The 13,592-nt window shown below is 56.1% G+C and carries 14 protein-coding genes; 5 read left to right on the top strand and 9 right to left on the bottom strand.

Annotation, left to right across the window (positions count from 1 at the left end):
• A partial coding sequence (locus ACIQ2T_RS07500) for an exo-beta-N-acetylmuramidase NamZ domain-containing protein (protein WP_397590275.1) occupies positions 1-1,141 on the top strand: 1,141 nt, incomplete at its 5' end.
• On the opposite strand, the gene ACIQ2T_RS07495 is transcribed toward ACIQ2T_RS07500, so the two are convergent.
• The 5 genes from ACIQ2T_RS07495 to ACIQ2T_RS07475 all read right to left on the bottom strand — a co-directional run bounded on the left by ACIQ2T_RS07495 (position 1,104) and on the right by ACIQ2T_RS07475 (position 5,677).
• Positions 1,104-2,666: a sodium:solute symporter gene (locus ACIQ2T_RS07495; RefSeq protein WP_397590274.1), complete on the bottom strand. Its 1,563-nt coding sequence runs from the start codon at positions 2,664-2,666 to the stop codon at positions 1,104-1,106. The genes ACIQ2T_RS07500 and ACIQ2T_RS07495 overlap by 38 nt on opposite strands.
• 169 nt (positions 2,667-2,835) lie before the next feature.
• Positions 2,836-3,735: an EamA family transporter gene (locus tag ACIQ2T_RS07490; protein ID WP_397590273.1), complete on the bottom strand. Its 900-nt coding sequence runs from the start codon at positions 3,733-3,735 to the stop codon at positions 2,836-2,838.
• A 39-nt stretch (positions 3,736-3,774) separates the two neighbouring features.
• Positions 3,775-4,680 carry a carbon-nitrogen hydrolase family protein gene (locus ACIQ2T_RS07485; RefSeq protein WP_397590272.1) on the bottom strand — a complete coding sequence of 302 codons (906 nt, stop codon included), beginning with the start codon at positions 4,678-4,680 and terminating at the stop codon, positions 3,775-3,777.
• Complete coding sequence (locus tag ACIQ2T_RS07480; RefSeq protein ID WP_397590271.1) at positions 4,677-5,267, bottom strand: GNAT family N-acetyltransferase; 591 nt, start codon at positions 5,265-5,267, stop codon at positions 4,677-4,679. The genes ACIQ2T_RS07485 and ACIQ2T_RS07480 overlap by 4 nt, the downstream gene beginning before the upstream one ends.
• Complete coding sequence (locus ACIQ2T_RS07475) at positions 5,264-5,677, bottom strand: ketosteroid isomerase-related protein (RefSeq protein WP_397590270.1); 414 nt, start codon at positions 5,675-5,677, stop codon at positions 5,264-5,266. The genes ACIQ2T_RS07480 and ACIQ2T_RS07475 overlap by 4 nt, the downstream gene beginning before the upstream one ends.
• A gap of 441 nt (positions 5,678-6,118) precedes the next feature.
• On the opposite strand from ACIQ2T_RS07475, the gene rplJ reads away from it, so the two are divergent.
• From rplJ to ACIQ2T_RS07460, 3 genes are all read left to right on the top strand, one after another.
• Positions 6,119-6,634 (top strand): 50S ribosomal protein L10, encoded by a 516-nt coding sequence (rplJ, locus tag ACIQ2T_RS07470; RefSeq protein ID WP_397590269.1) that lies wholly within the window; start codon positions 6,119-6,121, stop codon positions 6,632-6,634.
• A gap of 88 nt (positions 6,635-6,722) precedes the next feature.
• The gene (gene rplL, locus ACIQ2T_RS07465) at positions 6,723-7,094 is read left to right on the top strand and encodes a 50S ribosomal protein L7/L12 (protein WP_315469972.1); all 372 of its coding nucleotides are present in this window, start codon (positions 6,723-6,725) and stop codon (positions 7,092-7,094) included.
• Positions 7,095-7,235: 141 nt separating this feature from the next.
• On the top strand, positions 7,236-7,772 hold the full coding sequence (locus tag ACIQ2T_RS07460; RefSeq protein WP_397590268.1) for an adenine phosphoribosyltransferase: 537 nt from the start codon (positions 7,236-7,238) through the stop codon (positions 7,770-7,772).
• Between the two features lie 6 nt (positions 7,773-7,778).
• On the opposite strand, the gene ACIQ2T_RS07455 is transcribed toward ACIQ2T_RS07460, so the two are convergent.
• From ACIQ2T_RS07455 to ACIQ2T_RS07440, 4 genes are all read right to left on the bottom strand, one after another.
• Positions 7,779-8,522 (bottom strand): class I SAM-dependent methyltransferase, encoded by a 744-nt coding sequence (locus ACIQ2T_RS07455; protein ID WP_397590267.1) that lies wholly within the window; start codon positions 8,520-8,522, stop codon positions 7,779-7,781.
• Between the two features lie 12 nt (positions 8,523-8,534).
• A complete protein-coding gene (locus ACIQ2T_RS07450; protein ID WP_397590266.1) occupies positions 8,535-8,999 on the bottom strand; it encodes an acyl-CoA thioesterase in 465 nt (154 codons plus the stop codon).
• 1 nt (position 9,000) lies between these two features.
• Positions 9,001-10,212, bottom strand: coding sequence for an LL-diaminopimelate aminotransferase (locus ACIQ2T_RS07445; protein ID WP_397590265.1), 1,212 nt, complete (start codon positions 10,210-10,212; stop codon positions 9,001-9,003).
• Positions 10,213-10,300: 88 nt separating this feature from the next.
• The gene (locus ACIQ2T_RS07440) at positions 10,301-12,127 is read right to left on the bottom strand and encodes a DEAD/DEAH box helicase (RefSeq protein ID WP_397590264.1); all 1,827 of its coding nucleotides are present in this window, start codon (positions 12,125-12,127) and stop codon (positions 10,301-10,303) included.
• A gap of 99 nt (positions 12,128-12,226) precedes the next feature.
• Between ACIQ2T_RS07440 and ACIQ2T_RS07435 the strand changes: the two genes are divergently transcribed.
• On the top strand, positions 12,227-13,592 hold a 1,366-nt coding region (locus ACIQ2T_RS07435), incomplete at its 3' end, for a PHA/PHB synthase family protein (protein WP_397590263.1).

Genomic DNA, 13,592 nt, shown 5'->3' with positions numbered 1-13,592 from the left:
CGGGATCGAAGTTTTGCTCTCCGACCGACTGGAGTCGCTCAAGGGAAAACGAGTCGCACTGTTGACCAACCAGACCGGCGTTGACCGCAAAGGCGTTAGCAACGTCGATCTGCTGCGCGCGCATCCCACCATCAACCTTGTCGCGCTTTTTAGCCCCGAACATGGTGTGCGCGGCGCGGCGCAAGCGGGTGAAAAAGTGGCTTCGGGCATCGATCCCAAATCCGGCTTGCCCGTCCACAGCCTCTACGGTGAAACCAAAATGCCAACCGCCAAGATGATGCAAGGCATTGATATCGTGCTGGTCGATCTGCAGGACGTCGGTACCCGTTTTTATACATATGCCTCCACGCTGCTATACATGCTGCGCGCCGCAGAGACATCGGGGTCCGAGGTGATCGTGCTGGATCGTCCCAATCCCCAAGGCGGTGTGATGATAGAGGGGCCGGTGCTCGAACCTGCCTTTGCCTCTTTCGTCGGAAGCTATGCCGTACCGGTACGTCACGGCATGACATTCGGCGAGCTAGCCCAGATGTTCGTCGGCGAGGATAGACTGCGCACGCGCCTGCGCATTATTGCCATGCGCGGCTGGTCACGCGACTTAGCGCCATATCTAGCTTGGGATTTGCCTTGGGTGCCGCCCTCGCCCAATATGCTGTCACCCCGAACAGCAGCAGTATATCCCGGCACTGCGTTGTTCGAGGGCACCAACATCTCCGAAGGACGGGGCAGTGAAAAACCTTTCGAATATGTCGGCGGGCCTTTCATCGATGGCGCAGCACTGGCGGAACGATTGAATACGATGGGGTTGCCGGGTGTCGATTTCAAGCCGGTTTCCTTTACACCGGATTTTTCCAAATATGCCGGACAGCACTGTCATGGCGTATGGGTCATCCCCACCAACAGTAAGACATTCCAGCCATTTCGCACCGGCATCGCTTTGGTGAAGACCGTCCACGACATGTACCCAGACAAGTTTGAATTCCGCCCCGGCACTCCGAGCTTTTTCGATCAGCTGGCAGGAACCGACAGTGTCCGTAAAGGCATTTTGGGCGGAAAATCAGTCAGCGATATCGAACGTCAATGGCAAGACGGACTTGACGCTTTTATGCAAGTACGGGCGCGGTATCTGATGTATCATTGATACTGCGACCTGCGCAGCAAACACCAAAGGCGACCGCCGTTCCGATGCATAATTGCCATGGGAAGGCCAAAGCCTTCCACGCCGTTGGCAGGCCAAGACTATCCACGACATAATGCTGCTGCACCAGGATTGTGACAAAGCCAGCCAGCAGAGCGGCAATCACCGACCATGTCGCCCCGCGCTTCGTAAACACCACGGTACCATAGACTCCCAGCAAGCCCGAATATGCAAAGACCATGACGCCGAGCACAAATTCGAGCAATGGCGTGTCGCTGTAATGCTGCCAGTAGAAACACAGTATCGACATCGCGAACAACGCAAACGCGAGCAATAGCATCGCCATCCGTCCAGCGTTGACATAATGCTGCTCGCTTGACGGTGCGCCACGCCGTTCCAGCCAAGGCCGGTAAAAATCATTCACGACCACCGCCGACATCGAGATGAGTCCGGAATTGATGGCCGCCGCTGCGATGACGCCTACGGTTACCAGCCCGCGCAAGCCGGGCGGGATTTCGGACAGGATGAAAGACATGAAGACCGTGATTTTTTCTCCTGCGAACGCGTTGGTCGCGCCAACACTAACGCCCATCAGGTCGGGGCGGTTGTAGAAGATGTGGAGCAGCGATCCTATCGCCATGAATAAAGCCACCACAGGGATTGCCGCCCACATGCTCGCATAAAGCGCGCGTTTGCCCGATTGTGCGTTTTCGCATGCAAGGAAGCGCTGCGTCGTGTCCTGATCGAGCCCAGCATTGCCGATATTGAGCAACACCAGCCCGGTCAGGATCGCCCAAACGGTAAACGGCTTGGTAAAGTCGAGCGACCAGTCAAACAAACGGAGTTTATCCATTCCGTCCGGTGCAGATTGAAGCGCGTCCCAGATTTCCGGAGCGGGTGCAGGAATTTTCACTAGCAAAAAGATGAGAACCAGCACCGCCCCGCCAAGATAGAGCACGACCTGCACAAGGTCGCTCCAGATAACGGCATTCAGCCCGCCGAACAGTGTGAAGGCAACACCAAAAACGACGATCACCACCGACGCGATAACGATATGCTGGGGCTCGACATCCAAGAAGATGATCATCGAAACCGCAATAGCGGCAAGATACAGCCGCGCACCGCTCGCCAAGATCCGACCGACGAGATACATCCCCGCCGCTGCGCGCCTCGCCGTTGCGTCGAAACGTGTTTCCAGCAATTCATATACCGTGATCGCACCGATTGCGTAGAATCGCGGGATCAGGAAACGTGCGACGATAAAGGCAGCGATGATCGCGGCGAAGTTGCTTGTGAGATAGCTGTAATCACCGCGATAGCTGTTATCGGGGGCGCCGAGAAATGTTGCCGCTGACTGCATTGTCGACAGTACGGACACCGCCACCAGCCAGACCGGCGCATGATGGCCGGCGAGAAAATAGTCATCCGCCGTTTTGGTCCGCCGTGTCGCTTGATAGCCGGCAAAAGCCAGCAATGCGACATAGGCCAACAATATGCCCCAGTCGTAAATGGTGAATGCTAATGGCATGAATGCTCCCCCAAGGTGCAGCCACTAGCGGAACATGCCTGTGTATTCAAATGCGCTACCGCGCCATATATGCATCCAGCGTTACGTGGTAATGGCGTATGCGGCTTTCCTGATAGCGCGCCAATGTCATCGCCGTCGGCACCGGCGAACAAACCGCTGCGGGTCCGGTCTATTCTATTTTCGAAATAGGTTGAACAAATCGCGGCCATAAAAGGCTTAACGCCAATCCGCCCATGACCAACGCAGCGGCAAGCAATTTCCAACTCTGCAGCGGCTCGCCTAAGAACAAGGCGGACGCCCCCATGCCGAATATCGGTACCAGCAACGCCATCGGTGCAACGGTTGCCGCCGGATGCCGCGCCAAAAGCCATCCCCAAATGCCATAGCCGAACATCGTATTGCCAACCGCTTGCCAGACCACGGCGGCCCACGTCGTCGCTGTCGCCGCGTGTACACCCGCCATAAAGGCTGGTGCACCTTCAAAGAGCAAGGCGAGGATGAGCAGTGGCGGCACGGCAAAGATGCTGGCCCAGACCGCATAAGCGAGCATGTCGACCTTACCTGCGGCACGCGAAACCATATTCCCGCTCGACCAACAAAAAGCCGCCATGACGACAAGTATCAATCCCAATGGCGTCGCGCTGCCGTCCGAATGCGTTAGAATGACCGCAAGCCCGCTTGTCGCCAAGCCGAGCGCAGCCCATTGGAATCCGCGCACCCGCTCGTCCGTCAACCGCATCGATAGGGCAATGGTAAAGAAGACCTGGATCTGGACAACCAGTGAGGCAAGACCCGGCGTAATATAGCTTTTCATCGCCAGAAACAGCAGGCCAAATTGCCCCGCCCCGATCAATATCCCGTAAGCGGCCAGATTGGATACAGGCACCGCAGGCCGTTTCAGGAAAAATGCAGCTGGCAGAAAAGCGCAGGTAAAGCGGAGCGTCGCGAGCCACAAAGGCGGCAAATGGGTCAGCGCCAGTTTGATGACGACGAAATTCGTTCCCCACACGGCCATGACCGCAATCGCGAGCAGAAGATGCAGGCGGGGTAAGGCGGTGTTTTGCGGCATAGACGCGCCCTAACGGCTTCGTCCATTTTTGCGAACTGTTTAATCCAGTGGCACAACTTCGATGGGCAGGTCGCTGGACTTTTCACCGCAATATTGTTCGGGCCAATGCGCAAAGGGACGCACCGCCCCTGCGCTGCGCCAGCGGTGCACACGCGAAAGATCAACGTCGGCCATCACCCACGCCCCCTGCCCCTCGGTTCCGATCGCCACTATCCCGTCATCAGGGCTATCGCCATCGGGCGGAACGAAAACCCCCGCCGCACCATAATTTTCGTCGAGTGCTGGCGACCAGGGGGCCATGCCAACGGTTGGCGCCTGCACCACAAAAATTTGGTTTTCCAGCGCCCGCGCCTGTGCCCCAATCCGAACGCGGTGATAGCCCTGCAGACTGTCTGTGCAGGAAGGACACAGAATGACCTGCGCACCTGCGGCGGCCTGCGCCCGCGCGATCATCGGGAATTCGACATCATAACAGGTAGAGATGCCCAGCATGCCCAAGGATGTACGAAAAACACGCAATTCTGTTCCGCCCTTAATGTCCCAGGATTCACGTTCGAACCGGGTCATCATGATTTTGTCCTGATACCCTTTTTGCCCATCCGGCATATAGAGTGTCGCGCGGTTCACAATCTGCCGATCATCTTGGCCGAAGGGTCGGGTCCCGCCAAGCAGGACCACCCCAAACCGCCGGGCCAGATCCGCATGATGCGCGTCAATGCTTGGCCCCAATGCAATGACCGCGCGCAACGAGGCATGCAGGTCGCTTGCCGTTGATTGGTCGATCGCGGCCAATTCCATCGCCGCATATTCGGGAAATACCAAAAGCTGTGCGCCTTGCGCCGCAGCATCGCGCACCCATTGTTCAACCTTGGCCTGCCAGCTGGCAAGGCTATCGGGCTGCCCTATCGGATATTGCGCCGCCGCTATACGCACCGAGGCGGTCATAGGTCCCGCATCCAGAACTGCATAAGATGGGCGCTTTCAAAATCATCCCCCAGATCCTGCCATGCGAGCGTTCCGGTCAAACCATCGACCGGCGCATAGCCGCGGGCACGCCAGAAAGGATGCAAATCGCGTGGTGCCTCGGGCCGCATCGGGTGATCCTCGGGGCGAACCACCGCACAAAAGGACGTCTGGACCGCCCCTGCAGCGCGGGCAGCAGCTTCGCGGGCGTCGAAAAAGCGATGGCCGATGCCCTGCCCCTGAAAGGCGGGCAGCAAGACCGACTCCCCGAAATAGAAGATACGCGCGACATCCAGTCCGCGTCGCCGCAACGGTTCCTGAAACTCCGGATTTTGCGCCGCCATGGGCGATGCCGTCGCCGCACCGACAATCGCGTCACCATCCTTCGCCACTACAAGCACCGCGCCGGGTTCCCGGAAAAATTCGGCGAGATAGTCCGCCTCATAGTCCGCGGTCCCTTCATAGAGATAGGGCCAGCCCCGAAAGATACGGATACGCAGATCGTAAAGCGCCGGAATTGCAGCGCGGCGCTCCTCGGGATCAATCAAGGAACGGACGTCGACAGTCATGAAACTTGGGCAATCCATTCGGTGAGATTATAGTAAACCGACACGCGGGTGATTTTCCCGTTTGCGATTTCAAAGAAACCGCCGGCTGGCAAGTTGTAGCTCTGCCCATGCGCTGCAGGAAAACCTTCATCTGCAACTTTGTAAATGCCGTCCACGATAAATTCTGCCGCCGCGCGCTTGCCATCCGGGTTTGTCATGATGGCGATGTCACGCAGCTGTTCGCTATAGGCATGATCCATCCGGCCGAGAAAGGTTCGAAAAGCCGCCTTGCCGGTTTCACGGCTCCCTTGATTGATATCATGCGCCACGTCGTCATCTAGACAGGCCAAAATAGCTTCAACATCCATGGCGTTGAAAGCAGCATAATATGCGCCAATCAAAGCGGTCGTTTGTTCACCAGTGTCCGGCATGAGCCATTTTGTCCTTTAGCCTGAAGATTTCCCAAACGATTAAGTCAGCGCAGTAACGCTTGTCCAGTAAGATAAATTGTCCAGACTTTCATAGGATTTTGAAATTCCGCCTCTACCGACAAAGGCCAATGGGATAGCCGTGCTTGACTCTGCTCCCAACCCTGCTAGTTGCACCCCTGTTCGGTGGAGCGACGGCTTCACCGGCAACCGTCCGAGACAGTTGGTGATGGGAATTTGCCCATCTTAATGTCCAGCCTAGACGGGGATAGAGATTTCAGGATTGGCTTTGGCCATCCTTCGCCATTGCTCCGACATAATGTCGTGTGCGTTCGGCATGAAACTTCCCCACGGACTAAGTCAGCGTTAGTGCTCATCCGGGTGCTTCGCTTTTCGTGTTGGGCTTGACCGGTTCGCCGGGAGGGCCCGAATAAGGAGTAATGCATGAACCGTTCTGAAAAGACCGAAACAGTTGCATCGCTGAACGCCACTTTTAATGAAGCGGCGGTTGTCGTCGTCACCCGGAATCTCGGGCTGACGGTTGCACAATCGACTGACCTTCGTTTGAAGATGCGCGATGCGGGCGCGACTTATAAGGTCGCCAAGAACCGTCTGTCCAAAATCGCCCTTGAGGGAACGTCTTATGGTGCGTTAGCTGAATTGCTAACCGGACCTACGGCGCTCGCCACATCGTCGGACCCGGTCGCCGCTGCAAAGATTGCGGTCGAGTTCGCAAAAACCAATGACAAACTTGAAATTGTCGGCGGTGCGATGGGTGACACATTCCTCGATGTAAATGGTGTTAAGGCGCTGGCTTCATTGCCATCGCTCGATCAACTGCGCGCGACGATTATCGGGCTTGTACAAGCACCGGCAACGAAGATCGCTCAGCTGTCGACAGCACCAGCTGCGAAATTGGCACGCGTTTTTGGTGCCTATGCTGACCAAAAGGCAGCGTAACTTTTTAAATGAAACCGGCTGCGTCCCATGGTTTTTAACCGGCTGGGCGAGCCCTACAGATATGACAGAAAATCGGAGTGTTATTTAAATGGCTGATATTGAAAAGCTTGTAGACCAACTTTCGGCTTTGACCGTTCTTGAAGCGGCTGACCTTGCAAAGGCTTTGGAAGAAAAATGGGGCGTTAGCGCCGCTGCTGCTGTTGCTGTTGCCGGCCCTGCCGCTGCTGCTGCACCTGCTGCTGAAGAGCAGACTGAATTCGACGTTATCCTGACCGGCGACGGCGGAAACAAGATTGCAGTCATCAAGGAAGTCCGTGCGATCACCCAGCTTGGTCTGACCGAAGCAAAGGCTCTCGTTGAGTCCGCGCCAAAGGCGATCAAGGAAGGCGTGAACAAGGCAGAAGCCGAAGACATCAAGGCGAAGATCCTTGCAGCCGGCGGAACCGTCGAACTGAAGTAATCTTGCTTTGGGGCTTGTCTCCAAATATGATTGTAAAAAGGGCGGCGCCTTTGGCTCCGCCCTTTTTTTGTGCTGAAAACGCACGCGATGGCTTCACCAGATTTCCTTGAAATTATCCGCAGCAACAGGCAGTCATACGATATGAGTGACAATGCAGACCTTGCGGCGCTGATCGGCAACATCCCAGATTACCCAAAGCCGGGGATCATGTTCCGCGACGTGTCCAGCTTGCTTCTGGATGCAGGCGGCTATTGCACCACGATTGACCGGCTGGCGGCCTTGGTTGACACCGATACCACGCTTGTCGCCGGTATTGAGGCGCGTGGCTTCATTGTGGCTTCTGGCATCGCCTATGCGCTCGGCCTTGGGCAATTGATGCTGCGCAAACCCGGCAAATTACCGGGGGAGAAAATCGGCATCGATTACACGCTTGAATATGGCACCGACCGGATCGAAATGCATGTCGGCCATGTTAAAGCGAACCAGAAAGTCCTGCTTGTCGACGATCTCATTGCCACTGGCGGCACTGCATTGGCCGGCGTCGACCTTATCCGGCGAGGCGGAGGCAAAGTCGAACAGGCTTTGTTTATCGTCGATTTGCCCGACTTGGGCGGCGCAGAAAAATTGCGCGGGCAAAATATACGCGTTGATGCGCTCATCGGCTTCGACGGCGACTGAAACCCCTTAGGATTGCGGGTAGCGGTTTGCGCAGGTCCGGATCGCCGATTGATCGGGTCGCGGGCCGCTCACCTCAAACCGCGCGATGTATCCGCCCAATTTCAATTGCTCGGTAAATCCCGTCAGGCGATATCCGACCGCTTCAAATTCGCAGAACAACAGCTTCGGCGGAATACCATGCCGGTCCGTTGCGCGGTCGCGGTCAACGACGATCACTTGTCCGCCCTTTGCCAATGCAGGCCGCATACGCCACAGAAACGCGTATGGCTCTTCTATTTCATGATACATATGGACCATGAAAATCCGGTCGAAGCTATTCTCCGGAAGGCGGGGATCATCTACCGCACCTTCCTTGATTGCAACATTGTCGAGTTGCTCCCGGGTGACGCGTTCGCCTAAACGATCCAGCGCGCCGCGATTAATATCCTGCGCCAATACCCTGCCCTTGGGGCCAACCCGCTCGGCAAGCCTTATGGTGTAATATCCCTCGCCCGCACCAATATCGGCCACAGTTGTGCCAAGTTGAATACCTGCCCATTCCATCACGAATTCGGACTCGCCGGCTTCATCACGTGCGGCTTCGGTGGAAAACTGTGTGTCGCCAGCCGCAGACACACGGCGTTCGGCACGCGGGAATTCTTGTGACGTGGTATTTTTGGTTTCCGACGAACCGCCGGCTGAACAGGCGCCGACGGCCAAACTGCCCAGCACAAGTACGGCGAGCCCAATGGTCGTGAAAACATTACGCATGTCGCGTTGCACTTAGCCTTCGATCAGCTCAAGCGGCGCAGAACCCGCTTGGCTGTCGAATGAAACGAACACGTCCTTCACCCAATCGGGCAACGGGATGGGCCGGTGAACATCAAGGTCCACATGCACGCTGACCAAATCAACAGTAGCACGCAAATCGTCTGACCCATCTTCGGTAACACCGTGTATTTCGACCAACTGGCTCATGCTTGTCCGGCCCGTTGCGATCGTACGTGCCATGACCTCAATCAACTCATCCGGTTTAATGGGGGCGAACCACGTCACTGTGGCCTTTTTAACATGGAACTCCAGCGGTGCGCCGTCCGCATATTCACGAAACTTTACTGCGCGCCAATATTCGGTCATCGCGACGTCGGCGTAGTCCAGATAACGGGCGTTAAAGACGACGCCTTGCGCATCGGTTTCGGACCAACGCACGCGGAAACGATAGTGGAAAGCAAAGTCACTGCGCGCCATGTTAAATCGCGTTCGACTGGCTAGGCGTGTTGACACCCATGGATTGCAGATAGCGTTTCACGTTGCGTGCGGCCTGCCGCAGACGATGTTCGTTTTCGACCATGGCAATGCGGACATAGCCCTCGCCATCTTCGCCATATCCGACACCCGGTGCGACAGCGACATTCGCCTGTGTCAGCAACTGTTTGGAAAATTCCAGGCTACCCAAATGCGCCAGTGCGGGCGGAAGCGGTGCCCAGGCAAACATCGATGCGCGTGGCGGTGGTATATCCCAACCTGCCCGCCCAAACGCCTCCACAAGGATATCGCGGCGTTTGTGGTATAGCTGGCGGTTCTGTTCAACAATGTCTTGCGGACCATTCAGCGCAGCGCAGGCGGCTGCCTGAATTGGTGTGAATGCCCCATAATCGAGATAGCTTTTCACTCTGGTCATTGCCGCAATCAGATCGCGGTTTCCAACAGCAAAGCCGACGCGCCAACCCGCCATCGAATAGGTTTTGGACAAGGAGGTAAATTCCACAGCGACGTCTTTGCCACCCTTTACCTGCAAGATCGATGGGGTCGGGTTGCCGTCGAAATAGAGTTCGGAATACGCAAGGTCGGATAAGATCCAGACCTTATTCTCCTTTGCCCATGCGACAAGCCGTTCATAGAAAGCGAGGTCAACGGTCTCTGCTGTCGGGTTCGACGGGTAATTTACCACTAATATCGAAGGACGCGGAACGGTGAATGCCATCGCACGCTCAAGCGAACGGAAGTAATTTTCATCCGGCGTGGTCGGCACTGACCGAATGGTCGCCCCTGCAATGATGAACCCAAATGTATGGATCGGGTAACTTGGGTTTGGCGCAAGCACGACGTCGCCCGGCGCGGTGATGGCCGTGGCAAGGCTCGCCAAGCCCTCTTTGGAACCCATGGTTACGACAACTTCATTTTCAGGGTCGATATCAACCCCAAAACGCCGGCCATAATAATTGGCCTGCGCCTTGCGCAGACCGGGAATACCCTTTGATGCTGAATAGCCATGAGAGTCCGGCTTCTGGGCCACTTCGCAGAGTTTTTCGATGACATGCGATGGCGGAGGCAAATCTGGATTGCCCATGCCTAAGTCAATGATGTCCTCACCCGCGCTGCGGGCCGCTGCACGCATCGCGTTGACTTCGGCGATAACATAAGGCGGCAAACGCTTGATGCGGTAAAATTCTTCGGACATTGGCTCCCGTTTCCGGTTGGTTAATTTACAAGCCGCCTTCATGGGCGATGTTTCCACCCATTTCCAGAAAAACTATGTTTCGCATCAATTAACGCGGCCGATTGCCCTTTGCCTTATGCTTGACGCCATGCTTTGACGGGGGTGGGCCATCCTTGCGGAATGGACGTGCACCATCACGGTTCGATCCACCGCCGCGCGGCCCATCGCCGCGGAAGTTACCGCCCCGTGGTGGGCCATCGCCGCGCGGATTGACGCCAAGCTGTGAACGCTGCGGACGGTCGCCATCGCGGCCCATTCGCTTGTTTTCACGCGCCGCTTCTCGCGGCGGGCCATTGGCCTGCACGATTTCGACGTCATTGTCCTCTTCGTGCCCCGCTTGCGCGATGCCTTTGGTGAACTTGGCCACTGCAGCTGCCGCAATCCCGACATGGGTTTCATTCGCAGCAATACGAATGGCACCAATATCATTCTTGGTCACGCCGCCACGGCGGCACAATAATGGCAAAATCCATTTGGGATCTGCATTATTACGACGACCAACGTTCAGTTTGAACCATACGGAATCATCGAACCCTGCACGATGGTCGTCACGTGGACGCTCGCGGCTTCCGTCATCCAGCATGTCCTCAGCCTGCGGCATCTTCGAACGATGCACACGCACAAGTGCTGCAGCAATGTCTTCTGGAGACATCGTTTCGAGCAGCTTTGCGCCCAAAGCACGGTCTTCGTCTTCGACCTCCACAGGCGCCAGTAGTGTCTCAAGCAGACGATCATGATCTTTCGCGCGAATGTCGGCAGCGGTTGGTACCTTGATCCAATCCGCCTCAATCTTTGCACCGCGCAGCATGGATTCAACCCGCTTGCGACGCTGATATGGCACGATCAATACGGCAGTACCCTTGCGACCGGCGCGGCCAGTACGTCCAGACCTATGCTGAAGCCCTTCTGCATCGCGTGGCAGTTCCACGTGCACAACCAATGACAGGTTCGGCAAATCGATACCCCGTGCCGCAACATCGGTTGCGACGCAGACGCGGGCCCGCTGGTCGCGCAAAGCCTGAAGCGCTTGGTTACGTTCGGACTGCGAATGCTCACCCGACAACGCAACGACGTTAAAACCGCGCTCGGTCAGGCTGGCATGCAAACGGCGAACATTTTCACGTGTCGCGCAGAACAGGATAGCGGTTTCGGCTTCATGTAAACGCAACAGGTTGACCACTGCGTTTTCAATGTCCGGCGGCGCTACCGTGCAAACCTGATAGCTGATGTCTCCATGGCCGCGGTCTTCACCTACGGTCGAAATGCGTAATGCATCGTGCTGGTAACGCTTTGCCAGCGAAACAATCGGTTTCGGTATAGTTGCCGAGAACAACAAGGTCCGACGACCCTCCGGCGTTGCATTCAATATTTCTTCAAGCTCTTCGCGAAAACCCATGTCCAGCATTTCGTCTGCTTCGTCCAAGATCGCTACTTTCAGCGCCGACAGGTCCAGCGCGCCGCGCTCAAGGTGATCGCGAAGACGCCCGGGGGTGCCGACAACGATCTGCGCGCCTTGGTTCAAGGTGCGGCGTTCCTTCGATGCATCCATCCCGCCAACGCAGGTAGCGATACGCACACCAGCTTTGGCATAGAGCCAAATGAGTTCACGGCTCACCTGCAAGGCAAGCTCACGGGTCGGCGCGATGATCAGCGCAGCAGGCTCACGTGCAAGGCTTACAAGGCCTCCATCAAGGATTTGGGGTGCCATTGCGAGACCGAAGGCTACGGTCTTGCCTGAGCCCGTTTGCGCGGAGACGACCAAGTCACGTCCTACGGCTTCTTCTGCGATAACAGCGGTTTGAACGGGGGTTAGCGCAGTATATCCACGGGCGGTAAGCGCTTCGTCAAGAAGCGGGGGTATGTTTTCAAATGTCATTGTGGGGCGCCTTTGCGCTCTTTTTTATCCAATGTCCATGCTGCGCCGCACAACAAAACAATCTTCGACAATTCAGTTAGCTTTGATATGCGTTAATTCATGGCCGACTCACCCAATATCCCGCCGTTTATAGACGCGGACCATTTTATGAAACTGTTTGGGCAGTCAGCTGTTGCAACCACTGACCCCGTAAAGGCCTATCGCGCCGCGTTGGACGCGTGGGGGGCTGTGCTGGAGCCGCTGGCTAAGGCAGGGCGTGACAAGGTCGATACGTCTGACCGCCGCTTTACCGCACCACAATGGGAACACCCGGTTTTCGACCTTGTGCGGCAGAGTTATCAGGTCATGTCTGAATATATGTTAACTGCCGCCGATCAGTTGGTTGGCTTGGCTGATCAGGACAAGGCCAAGATGGACTTTGCCTTGCGCAGCATTATCGAGGCGATGAGCCCAGCCAATTCGCCCTTTACCAATCCAGTGGCGCTTGAGAGAGCGATGGAAACCAGTGGCGCAAGTCTCATGTCCGGCATGCAGAACCTGATACAAGACATGCAACGCGGACAAATTACGCATACCGATCCCACCGCATTCAAACTTGGGGAAAACATCGCGGCGACAAAGGGCAAGGTTGTTCACCAAACCCCACTGTACCAGCTTATTCAATATGATCCGACGACGGAAGATGTGCTGGAGACCCCGCTGATTATCTTTCCGCCATGGATTAACCGTTTTTATATTCTCGATCTGACAGCAGAAAAAAGCTTCATCAAATATTGCGTGGACCATGGCATCACAGTGTTTATCGTGTCGTGGAAATCGGCCGACAGCACTATGAAAGACATCGTCTGGGATGATTACATCGCGGCGCAGATCGACGCAATTGATACTGTCCGCTCCGGTCTTGATGTGCCAGACGTGCATGCGATTGGCTATTGCGTTGCCGGAACAACCTTAGCGGCAACCCTCGCCATACTCGCAGCCACCAGTGCTGCCGATAAGGTTCGTAGCGCAACATTTTTTACCGCACAGGTCGATTTTAGCACTAGCGGTGAACTGCTGCATTTCATCGATGATCAGCAGATTGCCATGATGGAAGCGCTCAGCGCACCGCAAGGCTATATGGACGGACGGTTCCTCGCGCTCACCTTCAATATGTTGCGCGGCAAGGACCTGATCTGGTCGACAGTCGTGAAAAACTATTTGCTGGGTGAGGATTATCCCGCGTTTGACCTCCTCCACTGGAATGGCGATGTCACCAACCTGCCCGCCAAATGGCATCGAAATTATGTTATAGACCTCTATCGCGACAATCGGCTGGTGAAGCCTGACGATTTGTCGGCTTTGGGCACCCCGATTGACCTGCGCCGCGTAAAAACGGCAACTTACATTCAGGCAGGTCGTGAAGATCATATCGCACCTGCCGAAAGCGTTTGGAAGCTGCAGGACCATTTCACCGGCCCCATGA

The sequence above is a fragment of the Sphingorhabdus sp. genome, assembly GCF_044357595.1.
Classification (GTDB): domain Bacteria; phylum Pseudomonadota; class Alphaproteobacteria; order Sphingomonadales; family Sphingomonadaceae; genus Sphingorhabdus_B.
This window is presented reverse-complemented; position numbering and strand designations above follow the sequence as displayed.